Raw genomic sequence first — 22,521 nt, 5'->3', positions numbered from 1 at the left:
CGGGGGATTCGGCGGGCGGTGCTCTCAGTCCTCGCGCTGCGGGAACGCGTGCAGGTGGACCCGTACGCGCTCGGCGTCCGGCGCGTCCTGCTCGGGGGCGGTCCGGTACTCCTCCATCAGGGCGTGCACCTTCTCGCTGAGCTCGCGCAGCTTCGCGGGCGGCAGTCGCAGCGTGAAGTCGCTCATGTCGGCGGAGCCGAGCCACTTCTGGTCCCAGTCCTCCCGGGTGCCGAGGTAGGTGTTCAGCTCCTGGGTGTGGATGTTCGCGATCTCGTGCATGTAGACGTCGACGGCGCCCCGGACCTCCGGGTCCTCGTTCCGGTACAGCGACTCGTCGAAGAGCGTGCCGCCCGCGACCGCCTTCCACCACCGCTCCCGGCCCTTGCCGCGCTCCGGGTCGTCCTCCACGAAGCCGTGGGCGGCCAGCTGGCGCAGGTGGTAGCTGGTCGCCCCGCTGGACTCGCCCAGCCGCTCGGCCAGTTGGGAGGCGGTGGCGGAGCCGTGGCGGCGCAGGGAGCGGAGGAGCTGGATGCGGAGGGGGTGCGCGAGGCCGCGCAGGGAGCGGGGGTCGAGGGGGTGGACGACGTGTTCGGCGGGGTTCTCCCCGGGGCGCTTCTCGGGCTCGGGCATGTTCTGAGAGTAGACATGCAAAGGAATGCTTGCAAGCGTTTCTTTGCAAGCATTCCTTTGGATGTTGGGGCCCGTTACGCCGGCGGCTCCCCGCTCGCCGCCTGCTCCACCAGCGGGATGATCCGCAGCGGCACCGGGTTCTCCATCACGATCGCCGTCGACGCCCGGACGATCCCCTCGAACCCCACCACCTTGTCGATCACCCGCTGGAGGTCCGCGTTCGAGCGGGCCACCAGCCGGCAGAGCATGTCCCCGTGGCCCGTGGTCGTGTGCAGCTCCAGGACCTCCGGCACCGTCGCCAGGTGCCCCCGCACGTCCGCGCCCTGCCCCTGTTTGATCTCGAGCGTCGCGAAGGCCGTCACCGGGTAGCCGAGCGCCGCCGGGTCCACCTCCGGCCCGAACCCCCGGATCACCCCCGACGCCTGGAGCCGGTCGAGCCGCGCCTGCACCGTCCCCCGGGCCACCCCGAGGCGCCGGGACGCCTCCAGGACCCCTATGCGCGGCTCGCGCGCGAGCAGCGCGATCAGCCGCCCGTCCAAATGATCGATCGCCACAGCGGCTCCTCCGTGGTCAGGATGTACAAGTCGCCCGATCATCCTGGCGTGTCGCTGTGCACATTGACCAGGGAAAAACCAAACTCTTGCGCACCTTGCCGAACGACGGGACATTGCTGCCATGACTGAGACCATCCACCACACCCCCTCCACGGCGCGGCAGGCCGACCCCTTCCCCGTGAAGGGAATGGACGCGGTCGTCTTCGCCGTCGGCAACGCCAAGCAGGCCGCCCACTACTACTCCACCGCCTTCGGCATGAAGCTGGTCGCCTACTCCGGACCGGAGAACGGCAGCCGCGAGACGGCGAGCTACGTCCTCACCAACGGCGCCGCGCGCTTCGTGTTCACCTCCGTCATCAAGGCCTCCACCGACTGGGGCCGCTTCCTCGCCGAGCACGTTGCCGAGCACGGCGACGGCGTGGTGGACCTGGCGATCGAGGTTCCGGACGCCCGCGCCGCCTACGCGTACGCCGTCGAGCACGGCGCCACCGGCATCACCGAGCCGCACGAGGTCGAGGACGAGCACGGAACCGTCGTCCTGGCCGCCATCGCCACCTACGGCAAGACCCGCCACACCCTGGTCGAGCGCTCCGGCTACAGCGGCCCGTACCTCCCGGGCTTCGTCCCCGCGAACCCGATCGTCGAGCCCCCGGCCAAGCGCACCTTCCAGGCCATCGACCACTGCGTCGGCAACGTCGAGCTCGGGAAGATGAACGACTGGGTCGGCTTCTACAACAAGGTCATGGGCTTCACGAACATGAAGGAGTTCGTGGGCGACGACATCGCGACCGAGTACTCGGCGCTCATGTCGAAGGTCGTCGCGGACGGCACCCTCAAGGTGAAGTTCCCGATCAACGAGCCCGCGATCGCCAAGAAGAAGTCCCAGATCGACGAGTACCTGGAGTTCTACGGCGGCGCCGGCGTCCAGCACATCGCGCTCGCCACCAACGACATCGTCGCCACCGTGCGCTCGATGCGGGCCGCCGGCGTCCAGTTCCTCGACACCCCCGACTCGTACTACGACACCCTCGGCGAGTGGGCCGGCGAGACCCGGGTGCCCGTCGAGACCCTGCGCGAGCTGAAGATCCTGGTCGACCGCGACGAGGACGGCTACCTGCTCCAGATCTTCACCAAGCCGGTCCAGGACCGCCCGACCGTCTTCTTCGAGATGATCGAGCGCCACGGCTCCATGGGCTTCGGCAAGGGCAACTTCAAGGCCCTGTTCGAGGCGATCGAGCGCGAGCAGGAGAAGCGCGGCAACCTCTAGGGAACCTCTGGGAGCCGCCCGCGCGCGCAAGGGGGTCCGGGGCAGCACCCCGGACCCCCTCGCCGCGCCACCGACCGGGCCGGCCCGGGCCCGGCCACCCACCGGCCCGGGTCCGGCCCCGGCGTTCCGGCGGGACACGGGGCCCGCCCGGGACGCCACCCTTCAGGACGGCCGGGTACGCGCGCGCACCTGACCGCACGCGCGCGTACCCGGCGCACAGGCCCTCCGCGTCACCGATGCCATGGACCACCTGACCGCACGCGCGCACACCCGGCTCCCCGCCTCCCCGTACGCCGTCCCGAACCGCACGGCACGGCCCGCCCGTTCCCCCGCACCGCGCCTACGCGCGCGTACCCGGGCCCGCGGCCATCCTCTCCGTACGCGCGGCCCCCTCCCGCCCCACCCCCTCCGGCAGTTCGTCCGGCGGCTCACCCACCGCCGCGAGGGCCGCCGCCGCCCTCGGGGCGTGCAGGGGCGAGAAGGACGGGTGGATCCGCAGGGCCTCCGCCAGATGGCGGCGGGCCGGGCCCCGCAGGTCCAGCGCCCGCTCGATCTCGCCCCGGTGGTACGAGAAGAGGGCGCTCCGCAGCCCCTCGTCCGTGGCCCGCTTCGCGTACTCCAGGGCCTCCTCCGCCCGCCCCGACCGGAACAGCGCCCAGCCCAGCGCGTCCGCCACGCCCACCGAGCGGTGCCCGCGCGCCCACTCCGCCCGCAGCCGGACCACCGCAGCCGCCGGGTCGCCGTGGTCCGCGCCGAGCAGCCCCAGGGGCACCGCCGCCCGCGCCCACGTGCCCGTCCGCAGCCGCTCGTACAGGGCCCGCGCCTCCGCGTCCAGGCCCAGCGACTCGTGCAGCTCGCCCGCCTCCAGGACGTACTCCGGCAGCGGCAGCCGGGCCAGCGCCGCCCGCCACTCCCGCACCGCCTCCTCCGCGCGCCCCAGGGCCGCGAGCGCCCGCGCCCGGCCCGCGAGCGAGGGCCCGTGGCCCCGGACGAGCCGCAGCGCCGCCCCGTGCCGCTCCAGGGCCTCCTCCGGCTCGCCCCGCTCCCACGCCAGGTCCCCGAGCCTCCCCAGGGCCGCCGCCTTCTCCGCGTCCGCCTCCGCGAGCGCCACCGCGTCCAGGGCCGCCGCGTCCGCGTCCTCGCGCCAGCCCCGGTCGCGGTACGTCTGGGCGGCCCGCGCCCGCACCACCGCGCCCGCGTGCAGCTCCTCCAGCCGCTCCATCGCCTTGCGCGCCGACCCGTACTCCCCGAGGCCGTTGTACGCGTCGATCAGGACCGGGTACACCGGCCAGCGCCCCGGCTCCGCCTTCCGCACCCGCTCGCCCCACTCCCGGGCGGTCCGCCAGTCGCCCCGCGCCCCCGCGAGGGCCCCCAGGCCCAGCTGCGCGGCCGTGTTGCCGCGCGCGGCGGGCCGCTCGGTCAGGGAGCGGCGCAGCGCCTCCTCGGCCCGCCCGTAGTCCCGTACGTCCCCGAGCCGCGTCCCGCGCTCCGTGTACGCCGCGCCCAGCTCCGCCCAGGACGCCCCGTCGTCCGGGTGGGCCCACAGCCACTTCTCCCGGTCCGCGATCAGCGCGGCCAGGTCCGGGAGCGCCGCCTGCGCGCCCGCACGGGCCGCGATCACCGCCCGCTCCGCCGGTCCCGGCGGGGGCGGCGTCCCCCGGCCGAGGATTTCCGGTGCGTACAGCAGCGCCGTCGCCGCGAGCACCGCGCCCGCGCCGGCGGCGAGGACCGTCCTCGACACGTTCTGGCTCTCCACGGCACTCACTGTGCTCCCGGCCCCGCCCGGACGAAGAGCACACGGAGCGCTCGCTCCGGCAGGTTCACACCGATGGCCCCGGGTGCCACGCTGAACGCATGGACGATCTCCAGACACCGCAGAAGGACGACCTCCGGTCACGGCTCCACGCGCGCCTGCTCGCCGGACTGCCCGCCGAGGCCCTGCTCACCGACCCGGACGTGACGGCCTCCTACGCCCACGACATGGCGAGCTTCTGCACGGCCGGCGCCCCCGCGGCCGTCGTGCTCCCGCGCACCGTGGAACAGGTCCAGCACGTCCTGCGGACCGCGACCGAACTCCGCGTCCCCGTCGTCCCGCAGGGCGCCCGCACCGGCCTGTCCGGCGGCGCCAACGCCTCCGACGACTGCATCGTGCTCTCCCTGGTCAGGATGGACCGCATCCTGGAGATCGATCCCGTCGACCGGATCGCCGTCGTCGAACCGGGCGTGGTCAACGCCGTCCTGTCCCGGGCCGTCGCCGAACGGGGCCTGTACTACCCGCCGGACCCCTCCAGCTGGGAGACGTGCACCATCGGCGGCAACATCGGCACCGCCTCCGGCGGCCTGTGCTGCGTCAAGTACGGGGTCACCGCCGAGTACGTCCTCGGCCTCGACGTCGTCCTCGCCGACGGGCGGCTCCTGACCACCGGCCGCCGCACCGCCAAGGGCGTCGCCGGATACGACCTGACCCGGCTCTTCGTCGGCTCCGAGGGCAGCCTCGGCGTCGTCGTGAAGGCCGTCCTCGCCCTCAAGCCGCAGCCCCCGGCGCAGCTCGCGCTCGCCGCCGAGTTCCCCTCCGCCGCGGCCGCCTGCGCCGCCGTCTGCGCCATCATGGAGCGCGGCCACACCCCCTCGCTCCTCGAACTGATGGACCGTACGACCGTCCAGGCCGTCAACAGGATGGCGCGCATGGGTCTGCCCGACACCACCGAGGCGCTCCTCCTGTGCGCCTTCGACACCCCCGACCCGGCCGCCGACCTGGCCGCCGTCGGGGAGCTGTGCACGGCGGCGGGCGCCACCGAGGTCGTCCCGGCCGCCGACGCCGCCGAGTCCGAACTCCTCCTCCAGGCCCGCCGGCTCTCCCTCACCGCCCTGGAGACCATCAAGTCCGCCACGATGATCGACGACGTGTGCGTGCCCCGCACCCGGCTCGCCGAGATGCTCGACGGCACGGCGGCCGTCGCGGAGAAGTACGGCCTGACCATCGGCGTCTGCGCGCACGCGGGCGACGGCAACACCCATCCCGTCGTCTGCTTCGACCACACCGACGAGGACGAGTCGCGCCGGGCCCGCGAGTCCTTCGACGAGATCATGGCGCTCGGGCTCGCCCTCGGCGGCACGATCACCGGCGAACACGGCGTCGGCGTCCTCAAGAAGGAGTGGCTGGCGCGCGAGTTGGGGCCGGTCGGCCTGGAGCTCCAGCGCGGGATCAAGGCGACCTTCGACCCCCTCGGCCTCCTCAACCCCGGCAAGCTCTTCTGAACCCTCCGAATCCTCCCGGAAGGGCGCGCGCACCGGATCAGCGCTCGCCGTCCTGCGACTCGTCCGACGGCCACGGGTCGCGCAGCCACAGGTCGTCGGCGGCCACGGTGGCCGCCAGGAGTTCGGCGAGCCCGTCGTCGATGCCGAGCCGCTCCGACTCGGTGCCCGGCGGCACCGCGCGCAGGGTCCGCTCCAGCCAGGCGGACACCTGCGCGGACGGGGCCTCCAGGAGGGCGTCGCCGTCCGGGGAGGAGAGCGCCATCAGGACGACGCTGCGGTGGTCGACCTTGGTGGGCCAGATGCGGACGTCCCCGTGGCCGCAGGCCCGGAAGACGCCCTCCACGAGCAGTTCGCGCGCGAAGGTCCAGTGGACCGGGTGGTCCGTGCCGATGTGGAAGGTGACGTGGACGGCGTACGGGTCGTCGGTCCGGTAGGCGAGCCGCGCGGGCACCGGCACGGCGCGCTCGGGAGAGAGCACCAGCTTCAGCTCCAGCTCGCGCTCGACGGTGGTGTTGTCCGTGTTCTGCATGGTCGTACTCCTTCTCGCGGAAGGCCCCGGGTGGGCCTTCACCAGGAGAGAGCGGGGTGCCCGCGACTCATTACGCGACTTCGGGAAGTTTTTTCGGGAAGTTTTTTCGGGAAGTTTTTTCCGGCCCGTGTGCCCGTGGAACTCCCGGGCATGCTTCTCGGGACGAGAGAGCCGCAGGCGTCGGCCCGAGCATCACGGAGAGTGATCGATTCCGGGGCGTGTCGCTCGAAGGCGGCCTTTCTCGCGGGCTCTTTCTTCCCTCGGCGACGTTCTTCGTTACTGTCATCCCTGGGCGCGGCACGCCCGGCGCGCTGCCGTGCGGATCAAAGGCGTTGTGACTGAACGGAGTCGGGGCAGTGGCTACTCCTCCTGGAGGCGGCGGAGAGGTACCGCAGGCGGGGTACTACCCGGACCCGTCCATTCCCGGATACATCCGGTACTGGAACGGGGGCGCGTGGGTCCCCGGCACGAGCCGGCCCGCCCCCTCGGACGGCGACGTCCCGGCCCACCCGCCCGCCGCCGCGGTCCCGGCCGGCCCGGTCCTGGCCCCCGGCCCCGCGCCCGCCCCGACCCCGGCCGCCGCTCCCGAACGGCCCGCCGCCTCCGTACCGGCCCAGGGACAGGCCCCGGCCCCGACTTCGAGCCGACCGCAGCCACAGCCGCAGGCCCCGGCCCAGGAGCAGCCCCGGGCGCACGTGCCCGCCCAGGCCCAGGCGCCCGCTCCGGCCCCCGCGCCCGTGGCCGCGCAGCCCCGGTCCGAGTCCCCGGCACCCGCCCGGACGCCCGCGCCCGCCCCCGTACCCACCGTGGAGGAGACCGGCCCCGTCTTCCTCGACGAGGAGCCGGCCCCGGCGGAGCCCGCCTCGGCCTGGCAGGCGGACACCTCCCGGCAGACCGGGTTCGGCGGCGACCGCGACCGGAAGGTCTCCTGGGGCGCGCCCCGCACCCCCGACCCGCGCACCCCGGCGGAGTGGCCGGTGGCGGGCGAGCAGGCCGAGGCGCCGGCACCGGTCCAGGAGCAGCCCCCGGCGGACCCCCGCCCGACCGGGGGAGCCGCGCGCCTCGGCGGCATGCCGGTCACCCCGATCCCCACCCCGGCGCCCCAGCCCCGGCCGACCCCGGAGCCCGCCCCGGCTCCCGCTCCCGCCCCCTCCTGGGCCCAGGCGCAGGCACAAGCCCAGGCCCAGCAGTCCCAGGCCCAGGCGCAGGCACAAGCCCAGGCCCAGCAGTCCCAGGCCCAGGCGCAGCCTCAGTCACAGGCACAAGCTCAGGCCCAGCAGCCCCAGGCTCAGGCGCAGCCCCAGCCGCAGGCACAAGCCCAAGCCCAGCAGCCCCAGGCACAGCCCCAGCAGCCCCAGGCACAGCCCCAGCCCCAGCCCCAACAGCCCCAGGAGCAGCAGCCGGTCGTCCCCTGGAAGCCGCCGGTCGAGGACCCCTTCCTCCAGGCGGCCCGCGCGCAGGCCTCCGCGCGCCCCGCCGGACTCGGCAGGCGCCTGGTCGCCCGCGTGATCGACTCCGTCGTCACGGGCGCGCTCGCCGGCGCGGCCGCCTACCCCTTCGTGACCGCCGCGCTCGACCACATCGAGGGCAAGATCGAGGCGGCCCGGCAGTCCGGGACCACCGTCCAGGTCTGGCTGGTGGACTCGACCACCTCCGTCCAGTTCGGCACCGTCCTCGCCGTGCTGCTCGTCATCGGGCTCCTGTACGAGGTGCTGCCGACCGCCAAGTGGGGCCGCACCCTCGGCAAGAAGCTCTGCGGCATCCAGGTGCGGGACATCGAGGCGCACGAGCCGCCGACGTTCGGCGGGGCCCTGAAGCGCTGGCTGGTCTACGGCGTCCTGGGCCTCCTGGCCGTCGGCGTCCTCAACGTCCTGTGGTGCGTCTTCGACCGTCCCTGGCGCCAGTGCTGGCACGACAAGGCGGCCCGCACCTTCGTGGCGCGCTGAGCCGGCGGGGGCCGGGCCGGTGCCGGGTCCCCCGAACGGGCGGTGATTCCTTGCGGGGGCGTCCCGCCCGGGATGCACTGCCCCCATGAGCACCGACCAGCCGCCGCCCGGTCCGCCGCCCGACGACGACCCGTTCCGCAAGAGGCCGCAGGAGCCCCCGCCGTCCGCCGGCGGCCAGCCGCCGCCCGCCGGTCCGCCCCCCGGGGGCCCGCCGCCGGGCGGCCCGCCCCCGCCCGGGAACCCGTACGGCTCCCCGTACGGCGGCGGAGGCTCCCCGTACGACAACATGCCCCCGCCCCCGCCCCCGTACGGCGGCGGGTACGGCGGGACCGATCCGCTCGCCGGGATGCCGCCGCTCGCGGACTCCGGCCGGCGCATCCTCGCCCGGCTCATCGACTGGATCATCGTCGCGGTGCCGCTCGCGATCATCGGCATCCCGTTCAAGGTCTACGACCGGGTGTCGTCCGACGAGGACTTCGGCGACGCGGTCAACAGCTTCAACGGCGGGGGGCAGCTGGTCTTCCAGCTCATCACGATCGTCGCGTACGTCGCCTACGACACGATCCTGACGGCCAGGAACGGCCAGACCCTCGGCAAGAAGCTGATGAAGCTGCGGGTCGCGATGCTCAACGACGGGTCGACGCCCCCGATGAGCCAGTCGCTGCTGCGCGCCGTCGTGCTGTGGCTGCCCGCGCTGATCTGCTGCGCCTGCCTGTGGCCGCTGCTCCTGCTGATCCTGATCCTGGTGGACAAGCCGTACAAACAGGGTCTGCACGACAAGGCGGCGAAGACGGTGGTGGTCTCCGCCCCGCGGTAGGGCCCCGCGCCGCCGACGTCACGAACCGATCCGGGTCCCGGTCCTCCCGCCCACGCGCGCGGCCGGCACCCGGATCTCCTCTTTCCCGGGGACCTCGCCGGCGGACCGAACCGGTGCCGAGGTCTTGACGGACCCCGTCCGCCCCGGCATCGTCACCGCCACGAGGACGCCGAGCAGCAGTCCGGCGGCGCAGGACGCGGCGATGCCGGGGAGCGCCGTCGCACCGGAGAGCAGCAGCAGGGCGACGGTCGCGAGGACGACGGTGGCCGAACCGTAGGTGAGCTGTGCGGCGTTCGGACGCTGCATGACGAGTACCCGCCCCTCAAGACATCGCTGCGACTCTACGACGGTGGATGCCCGGGGGGAACGAGGGGTAAGCGCGACCTCACCCGGCGCCGGTGCACGGGGGGCGCACAGGGTCATGTGATCGTCAAAAATCCTTCGCGGTGCGCCCGCCGGACGTCCGATTACCGGAAAACCGCTCCCGCATAGTGCAGTTGGTGTGCGCAAGTCAAGATCTGTCTTTTCTCGGCTCACTCCGGTCGAATGTCGTCACTTGTGACGCGCGACCCGCCGGGCGGACACCCCACCTTCGGTCCGTGAGTGCGGGCGCCGGGGAGGACTACATCAAGTGACCAACAGACGACGGGCGATCAGAACGTCCGCAGTCGTCGTGGCGCTCGCGGCCACCGCCGCCACCGCCTCGACGTTCACCACCGCGTGGGCCCACAACGACGGCAACGTCACGCCGGCCGACGTCCGCCACGACCCGGCGCCCAACGCGCCCGGCGCGGGCATCGACAAGACGGCGGTCGACCACGACCTCGAGGGCCCCTTCAGCGAGCAGCAGCAGAAGCAGCGCAAGGCCGCCCTGGAGCAGGTGCTCAGCGGCAAGAAGAAGGTCGAGCGCCGCGGTGGTTCCCAGGTCGTCAAGCTCGACAGCAAGAAGTACGTCGAGCTGGGCCGCGAGAAGACCGACAAGATCTTCACGATCCTCGTCGAGTTCGGCGACAAGGTGGACAACACCACCCTGGTCGACCGCGCCGACGACGACACGACCGAGCCGAAGCCGAAGTTCGGCGGCACGCCCGGCCCGCTGCACAACAAGATAGCCAAGCCGAACCGCAAGAACGACAACTCCACGGCCTGGCAGAAGGACTACAACCAGGCGCACTTCCAGGACCTGTACTTCGGGACCGGCAAGGACGCCAAGGGGCAGCCCAAGCAGTCGCTGAAGACCTACTACGAGAAGACCTCCTCCGGCCGTTACTCGGTCGAGGGCACGGTCTCCGACTGGGTCAAGGTCGAGTACAACGAGGCCCGTTACGGCTCGAACTACTGCGGCAACAGCAACTGCGCCAACGTCTGGGACGCCGTCCGCGACGGTGTCACCGCGTGGACCGCCGACCAGAAGGCCAAGGGCCGCACCGACGCCCAGATCAAGGCCGACCTGGCGCAGTACGACCAGTGGGACCGGTACGACTTCGACGGCGACGGCAACTTCAACGAGGCCGACGGCTACATCGACCACTTCCAGATCGTCCACGCGGGCGAGGACGAGTCGGCGGGCGGCGGCGCCCAGGGCGGCGACGCCCTGTGGGCCCACCGCTGGTACGCGTACGGCACCGACGCGGGCAAGACCGGCCCGGCGAACAACAAGGCCGGCGGCACGCAGATCGGCAACTCCGGCATCTGGGTCGGCGACTACACGATGCAGCCGGAGAACGGCGGCCTCGGCGTCTTCGCGCACGAGTACGGCCACGACCTCGGCCTGCCGGACCTGTACGACACCTCCGGCCTCCCCGGCGCCGAGAACTCGACCGGCTTCTGGTCGCTCATGTCCTCCGGCTCCTGGCTCGGCCGCGGCAAGGACGCCATCGGCGACCTGCCCGGCGACATGACCGCCTGGGACAAGCTCCAGCTCGGCTGGCTGAACTACACCAAGGTCGCCGACGAGGCCCGCAAGTGGAACTCCACCCACAAGCTGGGCGTCGCCGCGTACAACACCAAGAACCCGCAGGCGCTCGTCGTCGAGCTGCCGAAGAAGCAGGTCACCACCGAGATCGTCGCGCCCGCCGAGGGCAACACGCAGTGGTGGAGCGGCATGGGTGACGACCTCAAGAACACCCTGACCCGCTCGGTCGACCTCACCGGCAAGACGTCCGCCTCCCTGGAGCTCCAGGGCTGGTACGACATCGAGCTCGACTACGACTACCTGTACGCCGAGGTCTCGACCGACGGCGGCTCCAACTGGACCGCCCTGGACGGCACCGCCGACGGCAAGCAGATCCCGCGCGACGCCAGCGGCGCCCCGGCGCTGACCGACGTCTCCGGCGCCCACAAGAAGCTCGTCTACGACCTGAACGCGTACGCGGGCAAGAAGTTCGACCTCCGCTTCCGCTACCAGACGGACGGCGGCGCGGGCGGCAAGGGCTTCACCGCCGACGCCGTCACCGTGAAGGCCGACGGCGCCGCCGTGTTCTCCGACAACGTCGAGAACGGCGACAACGGCTGGGCCGCCAAGGGCTTCTCCCGCGTCGGCAAGGGCTTCACCAAGGCGTACGAGCAGTACTACATCGCCGAGAACCGCCAGTACGTCTCGTACGACGAGACCCTGAAGGTCGGCCCGTACAACTTCGGGTTCACCGGCGAGAAGTCCACCTGGGTCGAGCACTACCCGTACCAGAACGGCCTGCTCATCTGGAAGTGGGACCTCTCCCAGAAGGACAACAACACCGCGGTCCACCCGGGCCAGGGCCTGATCCTTCCGGTCGACGCCCACCCGGCCCCGCTGAAGTGGAAGGACGGCACCCTGATGCGCAACCGCGTCCAGGCGTACGACTCCACCTTCGGCACCTTCCGGACCGACGCCCTCCAGCTCCACAAGGCGGACGTCGCGACCTTCGTGCCGTCGCTCAAGGGCAACCCGGTCTTCGACGACCGGAAGGGCACCTACTGGTACAAGGAGACCGAGCGCGCCGGTGTGAAGGTAACTGACACCAACACCAAGATCGAGGTCGTCAAGGAGCCGAAGAACGGCGAGACGATCACGGTCCGCGTGGGTCCGTCCACGAAGTAAAAGGTAAAACAGCAGGTCAAAGCATGATCGGCCGTCGCCCTCTAGCGGGCGGCGGCCGATCGTGTTTAGGTGCGTCTGACGCTTTTCCTATTGACACACCGACCACGGGGGAGTGGTTCCGCATGCCCAACGGAGGGTTCTGCAAGCTGCCGGGAGGCAGCGTGGTCGTGGCCATAGGGCTGCCCAGCCCGGCCGGCGACGGCGCCACGGTCCGGTTCCTGGTCCACGCGGCGAACCGGGCCCGCGCCCTGACCCGGCTGCGGAACCTGGGGCTGCGCGCGGTCTACCTCCGGGGGAACACCGAGCCGCCCACGCCGGACGAGGTGACCGCCGTCCTGCACCACCCCGACGGCCTGCTGTGGAAGTCCACCCCGGGCGCCGCCCAGGAGCTCTGGCACCCGGCCCGCTCCCTGCCCCGGGGCCGCGCCGCCTAGGACCTGTCCGGCGGAGCCCCGGTGGACGGTCTCAGACGACCGGCTTGCCGGTCAGCCGCACGCCCGCCGCCCGCAGCTCCTCCAGGGCCCGCTCCGTCGTCGCCCCGGCCACGCCGGCCGTCAGGTCGAGCAGCACATGGGTCCGGAAGCCCTCCCGGGCCGCGTCCAGGGCCGTCGCCCGGACGCAGTGGTCGGTGGCGATGCCCACCACGTCGACCTCGGCGACGTCCCGCTCGCGCAGCCACTCCGCGAGCGTCAGGCCGTTCTCGTCCCGCCCCTCGAAGCCGCTGTACGCGGCGTCGTACGCGCCCTTGTCGAAGACGGCGTCGATCGCCCCGCTGGCGACGGCGGGCGCGAAGTTGGGGTGGAAGCCCACGCCCTCCGTGCCCGCCACGCAGTGCACGGGCCAGGAGGTGACGTAGTCCGGCTCCTCGCCGGGCGCGGCGAAGTGCGCCCCCGGGTCCACGTGGTGGTCGCGGGTGGCGACGACGTGCCGGTAGGAGGTGCCCGCCGTCTGGCCGACCAGGTCGGTGATGGCGGCGGCGACGTCCGCCCCGCCCCTCACCGCGAGGCTGCCGCCCTCGCAGAAGTCGTTCTGAACGTCCACAACGATCAATGCGCGGTGCATGGCGGGTGTCCTTCGGCGGGTCGGAGGGGGTGGGATCGAGCCTAGAGACTTCCCCTCCCCTTCGGGAGGGGGCGCCCCGGGCCGACTACGGCGGCTACGCCGTCCTGCGGAGGCGTACGGACCGGACGCGCGGGCGTCAGGCGTACTCGGTCGGCAGCACCGGCTCGCCGCGCGAGAGCTGGACCGCCGACATCGGCAGCCCGGCGCGGGCCGCGATGTGCCGGGACCTCGCGGCCTCCAGCGGCTCGCGCCCCACCACCTGCCCGCTCTCGACCAGTCGAACCAGGAGCTGCCGGTCGGCGAGGTCCGCCGGGACGGCCCCGGTGCCCACGACCTCCGCCTCGGCGACGCCGGCCGCGTCGGTCCTGCGGGCCGCCCACTTGCGCCCGCCGACCGAGGCCTTGCCGCCCAGGGACTTCTTGGCCACCGGCACCAGCGGCGCCTTCGGGTCCGCCGAGGCGGCCCGCGCGACCAGCTTGTAGACCATGGAGCAGGTCGGGTGGCCGCTGCCGGTGACCAGCTGCGTGCCCACCCCGTACGCGTCGACCGGGGCCGCCGCGAGCGAGGCGATGGCGTACTCGTCCAGGTCCGAGGTGACGACGATCCTCGTGTTCCGGGCGCCCAGCTCGTCCAGCTGCGCCCGCACCCGGTGGGCGACCAGCAGCAGGTCGCCGGAGTCGATCCGGACGGCTCCGAGCTCGGGCCCGGCCACCTCGACGGCGGTCCGGACGGCCTCGGCCACGTCGTAGGTGTCGACGAGCAGGGTCGTACCGCGCCCCAGGGTCTCGACCTGCGCCCGGAAGGCGTCCTTCTCGCTGTCGTGGAGCAGGGTGAAGGCGTGGGCGGAGGTGCCGACGGTCGGGATGCCGTAGCGGAAGCCGGCCGCCAGGTCCGAGGTCGAGTCGAAGCCGCCGACGTAGGCGGCGCGGGAGGCGGCGACGGCCGCCAGCTCGTGGGTGCGCCGGGCGCCCATCTCGATCAGGCCCCGCCCGCCGGCCACGGCCGACATGCGGGAGGCGGCGGCCGCGATGGCCGAGTCGTGGTTGAGGATCGAGAGGATCACGGTCTCCAGGAGCACGCACTCCGCGAAGGAGCCCTCGACCCGCAGGACGGGGGAGCCGGGGAAGTACACCTCGCCCTCGGGGTAGCCCCAGACGTCGCCGGTGAAGCGGTAGCGGGACAGCCACTCCAGGGTCGGTTCGTCGACGATGGAGCGCTCGCGCAGGAACTCCAGGACGGCCGGGTCGAACCGGAAGTTCTCGACGGCGTCCAGGACCCGCCCGACGCCCGCGAGGACTCCGTAGCGCCGCCCTTCCGGCAGCCTCCGGGTGAAGACCTCGAAGACGGAGCGCCGGTCGGCGGTGCCGCCCCTGAGGGCCGCCTGGAGCATGGTCAGCTCGTACTGATCCGTGAAGAGCGCCGTCGACGGAACGTCCACCGGCAGCCCAAGGTCCGCAGCGTTCATGGCAGTGATGCTAGCGCAGAAATCGTCAGAGTGACGATTTCTAGGTCCGCCGCCGGTTCCGCGCCCGCCCCGGAGGCGCGGCCCCGTTTGTGCGAGGGACCCCCCGGGGTGGCAGCATGGGGTGAGTGAGCGTCGCGCCTATTGAGATCGAACGTACGGAACCGGCCGAGGGGGTCTCCGCGGTCGTCGAACCGGACGTGCCCTGGGTGACCCTCGTGCACAACGATCCGGTCAACCTGATGAGCTACGTGACCTACGTCTTCCAGTCGTACTTCGGATACTCCAAGGACAAGGCGCACAAGCTGATGCTCGACGTGCACCACAAGGGCCGCGCGGTGGTCTCCAGCGGCACCCGCGAGGAGATGGAGCGGGACGTGCAGGCGATGCACGGCTACGGACTCTGGGCGACCCTCACCCAGGACCGCGGCTGATGGCCGGCCGCTTCGAGGCCCTGGCCGGCGGTGGCGCGGCCGTCGCCCTCGACGACGTCGAGATCTCCATCCTCCGCTCCCTCGCCGTGCAGCTCATGGAGCTGATCGGGCCGGGCGACGAGCCCGCCGCCGACGCGGACCCGCTGGCCGCGCTCTTCGCCGAGGGGCCCAGCGAACCCCCGTCCGACCCCGCCCTGCGGCGCCTCTTCCCCGACGCGTACGGGGACGACACCGAGGAGTTGCGGGCGGCCGCCTCCGACTTCCGCCGCTACACCGAGAACGACCTGCGGGCCCGCAAGCGCGAGGACGCCCTCGTGGTGGTGCGCGCCCTGGACTCCCTCTCCGCCGAGGCGGCGGGGGAGGGCGGCGCGGTCCTCAAGCTCGGTCCGGACGAGTCCCGGGCCTGGCTCGGCACGCTCAACGACCTCCGGCTGACCATCGGCACCCGCCTGGAGGTCTCGGACGACGAGGAGAGCGAACGGCTCTACCGGCTGCCGGACTCCGACCCGCGCAAGCCGATGGTGATGGCGTACCTCTGGCTGGGCGCCCTCCAGGAGTCCCTCGTGGAGACCCTGCTCCCCTCCTGAGGGGACCCGCCGGAACCGAGACGACACGGGCCGTTCGCTCAGCGGACGCTCAAATCCGGATAACGAATGCGTTATGCGAGCGTCCGCTTGGCCCTCTTGAATCCGGTACGTCCGTATTTTTATGTGACCCGCGCCACGCGCATCTCCCTCGATCACCCCCCGGCCCGTGATAAATCTTCACGACCGCTCGGGGACGCCACCCCTGTTCCCGAGGGCGCTCGGGCCGGCTGACCGCCGGTGGCACTCCATCCACATCCGGGGGGATCAGGATCTGGTCCGCGGCAGACGCACTCGCAGTCGCGCGGATCAGCATGGAGAAAGGCGCACCACCATGACCTCTGTGCAGGTCGACAAGCAGCACGACGGCACCGACGGGGCCGTGGGCGGCGGCGAGGGCTACCAGCGTGGCCTCGGCGCCCGGCAGATCCAGATGATCGCGATCGGCGGTGCCATCGGCACCGGCCTCTTCCTCGGCGCGGGCAAGGCCATCCACAAGGCCGGACCCAGCCTCATCCTGGCCTACGCGATCGCGGGCCTGGTCATCTTCTTCATCATGCGGGCCCTGGGCGAGCTGCTCATGTACCGCCCCGTGTCCGGCTCCTTCGCGGAGTACGCGCGCGAGTTCATCGGCCCGTTCTGGGGCTTCGTGACCGGCTGGACGTACTGGCTCTTCTGGGTCGTCACCGGCATCACCGAGGTCACCGCCGCGGCCACCTACATGACGTACTGGTGGAACATCCCGCAGTGGGTCTCCGCCCTCGTCTTCACCGTGATCCTCTACGGCGCCAACCTGATCTCCGTGAAGCTCTTCGGCGAGCTGGAGTTCTGGTTCTCCATGGTCAAGGTCACCGCGATCATCGGCATGATCCTGATCTGCGCCGGCATCCTGACCGTCGGCTTCTCCGACGCCGGCGACACCGCGACCGTCGCCCACCTGTGGAACCAGGGCGGCTTCTTCCCGAACGGCGTCGGCAGCACCCTGATGACGCTCCAGATCGTGATGTTCGCCTTCCTCGCCGTCGAGCTGGTCGGCGTCACCGCCGGCGAGTCCAAGGACCCGAAGACCGTCCTGCCCAAGGCCATCAACACCGTGCCGTGGCGCATCGCCGTCTTCTACGTCGGCGCCCTGATCATGATCCTGTCGGTCGTGCCGTGGACCGAGTTCCAGCCGGGCGTCTCCCCGTTCGTCGCCGCCTTCGAGAAGATGGGCCTCGGCGTCGGCGCCGCCATCGTCAACTTCGTCGTCCTGACCGCGGCCCTGTCCTCCTGCAACTCGGGCATGTACTCCACCGGCCGCATGCTGCGCGACCTCGCGCTCAACGGCCAGGGCCCGAAGGTCTTCACGAAGCTCACCAAGAGCGGCACCCCGCTGCTCGGCCTGACCTTCTCGGCCTCGCTGATGCTCGTCGGCGTCTGGATCAACTACGTCGCCCCCGGCAAGGCCTTCGAGTACGTCGTCTCCTTCGCCACCATCTCCGGCATGTGGGCCTGGATCATGATCCTGGTCTGCCAGATCCGCTACCGCGCCAAGGCGAACCGCGGCGAACTCCCCGAGTCCACGTTCAAGGCCCCCGGAGCCCCCTTCACCAGCTGGTTCGCGCTCCTCTTCATCGGCATGGTCATCGTGATGATGGGCATCGACGAGGGCGCCCGCGTCTCGCTCTACTGCGCGCCGGTCTGGGGCCTGATCCTGGGCGTCTCGTACCTGGTCCTGAAGTCCCGCAACCCCGAGGGCGCGGCCTTCGCCAAGCGCTCCTAGCGCACACCGTCCCAGCATGCGGGCCCCGCCGTACCACTCCTCGGTACGGCGGGGCCCCTCTGCTTATCCTGTCGCCATGCTGACCATCACCCGGGCCCTGTACGACCAGATCGTGGAACACGCGCGCGCGGACCACCCGGACGAGGCCTGCGGCGTGGTCGCGGGCCCGGCCGGCAGCGGCCGCCCCGAGCGGTTCATCCCCATGCTGAACGCCGCCCGCTCGCCCACCTTCTACGAGTTCGACTCCGCGGACCTGCTCAAGCTCTACCGCGAGATGGACGACCGGGACGAGGAGCCCGTGATCGTCTACCACTCGCACACCGCGACCGAGGCCTACCCGTCCCGCACGGACATCACGTACGCCAACGAGCCGCACGCCCACTACGTCCTCGTCTCCACCGCCGACACCGACGGCGCCGGACCCTTCCAGTTCCGCTCCTTCACCATCGTCGAGGGCGTGGTGACCGAGGAGGAGGTCGAGGTCGTCGAGGCGTACGCCGCCTGAGACACTGACCCGGAACCCGGGCGGCAGGACCCAGGAAGCCGGTGCGAATCCGGCACGGTCCCGCCACTGTGACCGGCGTCCCAGGACGCCGGGAGCCAGGAACTGGCCTGCCGCCTCCCACCACCGAACGGGGACGTGGAAATCCCCGGAGGAGGCACACCGCCATGTCCTGGCCCCGCCGCGTCCTGCTGCCCGCAGCCGCCCTCGTCCCCCTGCTCGCCGGCTGCTCGGCCCCCGCGGAGCAGAAGCCCGCGGCGAAGGCCGCCCCCGGCTTCCCGTACACCGTCACCAACTGCGGCGTGAAGGACACCTTCCAGGCCCCGCCGAAGCGCGTGGTCACCATGAACCAGCACGTCACCGAGATCATGATCGCCCTCGGCCTGGAGAAGTCCCTCGTCGGCACCGCCTACCTGGACGACGCCGTCCTGCCCGCCTACAGGAAGGCGTACGACTCCGTCCCCGTCCTCGCGAAGGAGTACCCCTCCAAGGAGGCCCTGCTCGCCGCGAACCCCGACTTCGTCTACGGCGGTTACGCCTCCGCCTTCGACGCCAAGGACGGGCGCAGCCGCGACGACCTGAAGAAGGCGGGCATATCCACCCGCCTCAACACCGAGTACTGCCCCTCCGGCAAGACCTCCGTCGACGACCTCTACCGGGAGGTGACCGAGGTCGGCCGCACCTTCGGCGTCCCCGACCGCGCCGAGAAGTGGATCGCCGGGGCCCGCGCCGCCATCGCCGCCAACGAGAAGCGCCTCAAGGGCGTCGAACCCGTCTCCGTCTTCGTCTACGACAGCGGCGACAAGACCGCCTTCACCGCCGGCGGCAAGGGCATGGGCAACGAGCTGATCACCCGCGCCGGCGGCCGGAACGTCTTCTCCGACCTCGACAAGCCCTTCGGCGACGCCGCCTGGGAGGAGGTCGTCGCCCGCAGGCCCGAGGTCGTCGTCATCTACGACTACGGCTCCACCACCGTCGAGCAGAAGAAGAAGCGGCTCCTGGACGACCCCGCCCTCAAGGACGTCCCCGCGATCAAGAACCGCCGGTTCGCCGTGATGCCCCTCTCCGACGCGGTCCTCGGCGTCCGCGTCCCCGCCGCCGTCGAGAAGCTGGCCGCCCAGCTCCACCCGGCCGCCGCCCGATGAGCACCGGGACCCGCGCCCCCGGCCCCACGGAGAAGCAGACGGTTCCGGCGCGGGTCCCGCGCCCCCGGCCCCCCGCCGGCCGCCTGCGCCACTCCGCCGTCGTCGCCGGGCTCCTGGTCGCCCTGGCCGCCGCCGTCCTCGCCTCCCTCGCCCTCGGCTCCGTCCGCATCCCGCCCGGTCAGGTGATCGACGCCCTGACCGGCCGGGCCGGCCCCTCCCCGTACCGGACGATCGTCCTCGACGTACGGCTGCCCCGGGTCCTGCTCGGCGTCGTCGTCGGCGCCGGACTCGCCGTCGTCGGCGCCGTCCTCCAGGCCCTCGTCCGCAACCGGCTCGCCGACCCCTTCCTCCTCGGGATCTCCTCCGGCGCCTCCGCCGGAGCCGTCCTCGTGCTCGTCGTCGGCATCGGGGGAGGGGTCACCACCACCCTCGCCCTGCCCGCCGGGGCCTTCGCCGGAGCCCTGGCCTCCCTCGTCCTCGTCTACGGACTCGCCCGCCGCGGCGGCACCATGACCGGCCCCCGGCTCGTCCTCGCCGGCGTCGCCGTCTCGTACGTCCTCTCCGCCCTCACCACCCTGATCCTGGCCGCCGCCGGCCGCCCCGAGCACTTCCGCGAGGCGCTGTACTGGTCCCTCGGCGGCCTCGGCAGCGCCCGCTGGGACACCCTCGTCCTGCCCGCCGCCGTCCTGGTCCTCGGCCTCGGCCTCCTGCTCGCCCTCGCCCGCCCGCTCGACCTGCTCCTCGTCGGCGAGGAGGACGCCACCGCCCTCGGCCTCGACACCGCCCGCTTCCGCGCCGCCGTCTTCGTCCTCGTCTCCCTCGTCACCGCCGTCATGGTCGCCGCGAGCGGGGCCGTCGGCTTCATCGGCCTCATGGCCCCGCACGCCGCCCGGCTCGCCGTCGGCGCCCCGCACCGCCGCCTGCTTCCCGTCGCCGCGCTCGGCGGCGCGGTCGCCCTGGTCCTCGCCGACCTCGGCGCCCGGACCCTCATCGCCCCCCAGGACCTCCCCGTCGGCGTCCTCACCGCCCTCATCGGCGGCCCGTTCTTCCTCTGGCTGATGCGCCGCCGCCCCGAAGGAGCTCCCCTGTGACCGAACTGCGCCTGGAGGGACTCGCGTACGAGGACCGCCTCCGCTCCGTCGACCTCACCGTCCGCCCCGGCGAGACCGTCGGCCTCATCGGCCCCAACGGCAGCGGCAAGACCACCCTCCTGCGCTGCGTCTACGGCACCCTCGCCCCCACCGGCGGACGCGCCCTCCTCGACGGCGACGACCTGCGCGCCCTCGGCCCCAAGGCCCGCGCCCGCCGCGTCGCCACCGTCCCCCAGGACACCGGCACCGACTTCGAACTCACCGTCCGCGAACTGGTCGCCCTCGGCCGCTCCCCGCACAAGCGCTTCTGGGAGGGCGACACCGCCCCCGACCGCGAGCACGCGGACGCCGCCCTCGCCCGCGTCGGCCTCACCGGCTTCGCCGACCGCCCGTACCCCACGCTCTCCGGCGGCGAGCGCCAGCGCGCCCTGGTCGCCCGCGCCCTCGTGCAGGACCCGGCCCTGCTCGTCCTCGACGAGCCCACCAACCACCTGGACATCCGCCACCAACTGGACGTCCTCGCCCTCGTCCGCGCGCTCGGCACCACCAACCTGCTCGCCCTGCACGACCTCAACCTGGCGGGGGCGTACTGCGACCGGATCTACGTCCTGGAGCGCGGCCGGGTCGTCACCGGCGGCACCCCCGCCGAGGTCCTCACCCCGGCCCTCCTCGACGCGGTCTACGGCGTGGACGCCGAGGTCGTTCCGCACCCCAGGACCGGCAGTCCGACCGTCGTCTACCTGCACGGTCCGGCAGGCGGTCAGGAAGCATCCACCATGTGAGATCACATTCCGGAACCCGGACCGGGAATCGATACGATGAGCCCATGGTTTCCCACGACGTGAGCGAAGAGACTCCGGGCACGCCCCTGCTCGTAGCACGCCTGCACGTCGACCTGGGCCGCCTCGCCAGCGCGATCTGTCCGAGCGGAACAGCGGTCCGCCCGGTCCGCGCCGCGCTCTGAGCGGCCGGCCGAGCGCCCTCACCGTACGACCCCCCTCCGCGCGGGGCCCCAGCAGCGCGCCCAACACGCCACTTCCGACAGGAGCCCACGCCATGGCCATCGAGGTCCGCATCCCGACCATCCTCCGCACCTACACCGACGGCGCCAAGGCCGTCGAGGGCAGCGGCGGGACCCTCGCCGAGCTCTTCGCCGACCTGGAGACCCGCCACACCGGGATCGAGGCCCGCATCGTCGACGGCGACAAGCTCCGCCGCTTCGTCAACGTCTACCTGAACGACGAGGACGTGCGCTTCCTCGACGGCATCGACACCAAGCTCTCCGACGGCGACAGCGTCACGATCCTGCCGGCCGTCGCCGGTGGCATGGTCTGATCCATGCGCTACGACTCCCCGCTGGCGGCGGTCGGCAACACGCCCCTGGTCCGCCTCCCCCGGCTCTCGCCCTCGGACGACGTCCGGATCTGGGCGAAGCTGGAGGACCGCAACCCCACCGGCTCGGTCAAGGACCGCCCCGCGCTCCACATGATCGAGCAGGCGGAGAAGGACGGCCGGCTCACCCCCGGCTGCACCATCCTGGAGCCGACCAGCGGCAACACCGGCATCTCCCTCGCCATGGCCGCCAGGCTCAAGGGCTACCGCATCGTCTGCGTCATGCCCGAGAACACCAGCGAGGAGCGGCGCCAGCTGCTCGCCATGTGGGGCGCCGAGATCGTCTCGTCCCCCGCGGCGGGCGGGTCCAACACGGCGGTGCGCGTCGCCAAGGAGCTCGCCGCCGAGAACCCGTCCTGGGTGATGCTGTACCAGTACGGGAACCCCGACAACGCCGGTGCGCACTACGCCGGCACGGGCCCCGAGATCCTCGCCGACCTGCCCTCGATCACCCACTTCGTGGCCGGGCTCGGCACCACCGGCACCCTGATGGGCGTCGGCCGCTACCTGCGCGAGCACAAGCCCGACGTGCGGATCGTGGCCGCCGAGCCGCGCTACGACGACCTCGTCTACGGCCTGCGCAACCTCGACGAGGGCTTCGTACCCGAGCTGTACGACGCCTCCGTCCTCACCACCCGCTTCTCCGTCGGCTCCGCCGACGCGGTCACCCGCACCCGCGAACTCCTGCAGCAGGAGGGCATCTTCGCGGGCGTCTCCACCGGCGCGGCCCTGCACGCGGCCATCGGCGTCGGCAACAAGGCCGTCAAGGCGGGGGAGAGCGCCGACATCGTCTTCGTCGTCGCCGACGGCGGCTGGAAGTACCTGTCCACCGGCCTCTACACGGCCGCGACGACCGAAGAGGCCATCGAGACGGTCCAGCGCCAGCTCTGGGCCTGAGCCCCCTCCTGGGGCGTGTGTCGAAAGTCCCGCCTGCCCGGCGGCGCCCGGCACGCACTCCCCCGTAGCCCTTCGGGCACGGGGGTGCCCCCAGCCGCGTTGTCGGGATC

General features: G+C 72.3%; 23 protein-coding genes and 1 riboswitch. Of the genes, 16 read left to right on the top strand and 7 right to left on the bottom strand.

The window, feature by feature from the left end:
• Nucleotides 1-24: 24 nt before the first annotated feature.
• Nucleotides 25-630, bottom strand: coding sequence for an ArsR/SmtB family transcription factor (locus tag OO47_RS17550; protein WP_030210034.1), 606 nt, complete (start codon nucleotides 628-630; stop codon nucleotides 25-27).
• Between the two features lie 74 nt (nucleotides 631-704).
• A complete protein-coding gene (locus OO47_RS17545) occupies nucleotides 705-1,184 on the bottom strand; it encodes an Lrp/AsnC family transcriptional regulator (RefSeq protein WP_030210036.1) in 480 nt (159 codons plus the stop codon).
• Nucleotides 1,185-1,305: 121 nt separating this feature from the next.
• On the opposite strand from OO47_RS17545, the gene hppD reads away from it, so the two are divergent.
• Nucleotides 1,306-2,451, top strand: a complete 1,146-nt coding sequence (gene hppD, locus OO47_RS17540; RefSeq protein WP_030210039.1) for a 4-hydroxyphenylpyruvate dioxygenase — start codon at nucleotides 1,306-1,308, stop codon at nucleotides 2,449-2,451.
• A gap of 340 nt (nucleotides 2,452-2,791) precedes the next feature.
• Here the strand turns inward: hppD and OO47_RS34020 are convergent, their stop codons facing one another.
• Nucleotides 2,792-4,207, bottom strand: a complete 1,416-nt coding sequence (locus tag OO47_RS34020; protein WP_234323219.1) for a tetratricopeptide repeat protein — start codon at nucleotides 4,205-4,207, stop codon at nucleotides 2,792-2,794.
• Between the two features lie 98 nt (nucleotides 4,208-4,305).
• On the opposite strand from OO47_RS34020, the gene OO47_RS17530 reads away from it, so the two are divergent.
• Nucleotides 4,306-5,709 (top strand): FAD-binding oxidoreductase, encoded by a 1,404-nt coding sequence (locus tag OO47_RS17530; RefSeq protein ID WP_051715658.1) that lies wholly within the window; start codon nucleotides 4,306-4,308, stop codon nucleotides 5,707-5,709.
• 37 nt (nucleotides 5,710-5,746) lie between these two features.
• Here OO47_RS17530 and OO47_RS17525 read toward each other — a convergent pair whose 3' ends face one another.
• The gene (locus tag OO47_RS17525) at nucleotides 5,747-6,238 is read right to left on the bottom strand and encodes an SsgA family sporulation/cell division regulator (RefSeq protein WP_030210048.1); all 492 of its coding nucleotides are present in this window, start codon (nucleotides 6,236-6,238) and stop codon (nucleotides 5,747-5,749) included.
• A gap of 356 nt (nucleotides 6,239-6,594) precedes the next feature.
• On the opposite strand from OO47_RS17525, the gene OO47_RS17515 reads away from it, so the two are divergent.
• Together OO47_RS17515 and OO47_RS17510 are read left to right on the top strand one after the other, a co-directional pair.
• Nucleotides 6,595-8,184, top strand: coding sequence for an RDD family protein (locus OO47_RS17515; RefSeq protein ID WP_063831914.1), 1,590 nt, complete (start codon nucleotides 6,595-6,597; stop codon nucleotides 8,182-8,184).
• An 85-nt stretch (nucleotides 8,185-8,269) separates the two neighbouring features.
• On the top strand, nucleotides 8,270-9,001 hold the full coding sequence (locus tag OO47_RS17510; RefSeq protein ID WP_030210057.1) for an RDD family protein: 732 nt from the start codon (nucleotides 8,270-8,272) through the stop codon (nucleotides 8,999-9,001).
• Nucleotides 9,002-9,019: 18 nt separating this feature from the next.
• On the opposite strand, the gene OO47_RS17505 is transcribed toward OO47_RS17510, so the two are convergent.
• On the bottom strand, nucleotides 9,020-9,307 hold the full coding sequence (locus OO47_RS17505) for a hypothetical protein (protein WP_030210059.1): 288 nt from the start codon (nucleotides 9,305-9,307) through the stop codon (nucleotides 9,020-9,022).
• A gap of 325 nt (nucleotides 9,308-9,632) precedes the next feature.
• On the opposite strand from OO47_RS17505, the gene OO47_RS17500 reads away from it, so the two are divergent.
• Both OO47_RS17500 and OO47_RS17495 read left to right on the top strand, forming a co-directional pair.
• Nucleotides 9,633-12,080 carry an immune inhibitor A domain-containing protein gene (locus OO47_RS17500; RefSeq protein WP_030210062.1) on the top strand — a complete coding sequence of 816 codons (2,448 nt, stop codon included), beginning with the start codon at nucleotides 9,633-9,635 and terminating at the stop codon, nucleotides 12,078-12,080.
• Between the two features lie 122 nt (nucleotides 12,081-12,202).
• Nucleotides 12,203-12,514, top strand: coding sequence for a hypothetical protein (locus tag OO47_RS17495; protein ID WP_030210065.1), 312 nt, complete (start codon nucleotides 12,203-12,205; stop codon nucleotides 12,512-12,514).
• A 31-nt stretch (nucleotides 12,515-12,545) separates the two neighbouring features.
• Here the strand turns inward: OO47_RS17495 and OO47_RS17490 are convergent, their stop codons facing one another.
• A complete protein-coding gene (locus OO47_RS17490) occupies nucleotides 12,546-13,142 on the bottom strand; it encodes an isochorismatase family protein (RefSeq protein ID WP_030210068.1) in 597 nt (198 codons plus the stop codon).
• A 136-nt stretch (nucleotides 13,143-13,278) separates the two neighbouring features.
• On the bottom strand, nucleotides 13,279-14,607 hold the full coding sequence (locus OO47_RS17485; RefSeq protein ID WP_030210071.1) for a nicotinate phosphoribosyltransferase: 1,329 nt from the start codon (nucleotides 14,605-14,607) through the stop codon (nucleotides 13,279-13,281).
• A 125-nt stretch (nucleotides 14,608-14,732) separates the two neighbouring features.
• Between OO47_RS17485 and clpS the strand changes: the two genes are divergently transcribed.
• The 10 genes from clpS (at nucleotide 14,733) to OO47_RS17440 (ending at nucleotide 22,411) form a co-directional block, all read left to right on the top strand.
• A complete protein-coding gene (clpS, locus tag OO47_RS17480; protein WP_030210073.1) occupies nucleotides 14,733-15,038 on the top strand; it encodes an ATP-dependent Clp protease adapter ClpS in 306 nt (101 codons plus the stop codon).
• On the top strand, nucleotides 15,038-15,625 hold the full coding sequence (locus tag OO47_RS17475; RefSeq protein WP_030210076.1) for a DUF2017 domain-containing protein: 588 nt from the start codon (nucleotides 15,038-15,040) through the stop codon (nucleotides 15,623-15,625). The genes clpS and OO47_RS17475 overlap by 1 nt, the downstream gene beginning before the upstream one ends.
• Before the next feature lie 331 nt (nucleotides 15,626-15,956).
• A complete protein-coding gene (locus OO47_RS17470; RefSeq protein WP_030210079.1) occupies nucleotides 15,957-17,384 on the top strand; it encodes an amino acid permease in 1,428 nt (475 codons plus the stop codon).
• Nucleotides 17,385-17,460: 76 nt separating this feature from the next.
• Complete coding sequence (locus OO47_RS17465; RefSeq protein WP_030210082.1) at nucleotides 17,461-17,889, top strand: Mov34/MPN/PAD-1 family protein; 429 nt, start codon at nucleotides 17,461-17,463, stop codon at nucleotides 17,887-17,889.
• Nucleotides 17,890-17,920: 31 nt separating this feature from the next.
• Nucleotides 17,921-17,994, top strand: a riboswitch (cobalamin riboswitch).
• Between the two features lie 59 nt (nucleotides 17,995-18,053).
• Nucleotides 18,054-19,031, top strand: coding sequence for an ABC transporter substrate-binding protein (locus OO47_RS17460; protein WP_030210085.1), 978 nt, complete (start codon nucleotides 18,054-18,056; stop codon nucleotides 19,029-19,031).
• Nucleotides 19,028-20,122 (top strand): FecCD family ABC transporter permease, encoded by a 1,095-nt coding sequence (locus tag OO47_RS17455; RefSeq protein ID WP_078489711.1) that lies wholly within the window; start codon nucleotides 19,028-19,030, stop codon nucleotides 20,120-20,122. The genes OO47_RS17460 and OO47_RS17455 overlap by 4 nt, the downstream gene beginning before the upstream one ends.
• Nucleotides 20,119-20,904 (top strand): ABC transporter ATP-binding protein, encoded by a 786-nt coding sequence (locus OO47_RS17450; RefSeq protein WP_030210089.1) that lies wholly within the window; start codon nucleotides 20,119-20,121, stop codon nucleotides 20,902-20,904. Before OO47_RS17455 ends, OO47_RS17450 begins: the two co-directional genes overlap by 4 nt.
• Nucleotides 20,905-20,948: 44 nt before the next feature.
• The gene (locus OO47_RS35125; protein ID WP_324606518.1) at nucleotides 20,949-21,086 is read left to right on the top strand and encodes a putative leader peptide; all 138 of its coding nucleotides are present in this window, start codon (nucleotides 20,949-20,951) and stop codon (nucleotides 21,084-21,086) included.
• 92 nt (nucleotides 21,087-21,178) lie between these two features.
• Nucleotides 21,179-21,457, top strand: a complete 279-nt coding sequence (locus OO47_RS17445; RefSeq protein WP_030210092.1) for a MoaD/ThiS family protein — start codon at nucleotides 21,179-21,181, stop codon at nucleotides 21,455-21,457.
• 3 nt (nucleotides 21,458-21,460) lie between these two features.
• Nucleotides 21,461-22,411: a PLP-dependent cysteine synthase family protein gene (locus OO47_RS17440; protein WP_030210094.1), complete on the top strand. Its 951-nt coding sequence runs from the start codon at nucleotides 21,461-21,463 to the stop codon at nucleotides 22,409-22,411.
• Nucleotides 22,412-22,521 lie beyond the last annotated feature (110 nt).

It is taken from the genome of Streptomyces bikiniensis, assembly GCF_000716625.1.
GTDB lineage: Bacteria > Actinomycetota > Actinomycetes > Streptomycetales > Streptomycetaceae > Streptomyces > Streptomyces bikiniensis.
Note: the sequence above shows the minus strand (reverse complement) of the source record. Positions and strands in the feature narration are given on the sequence as shown.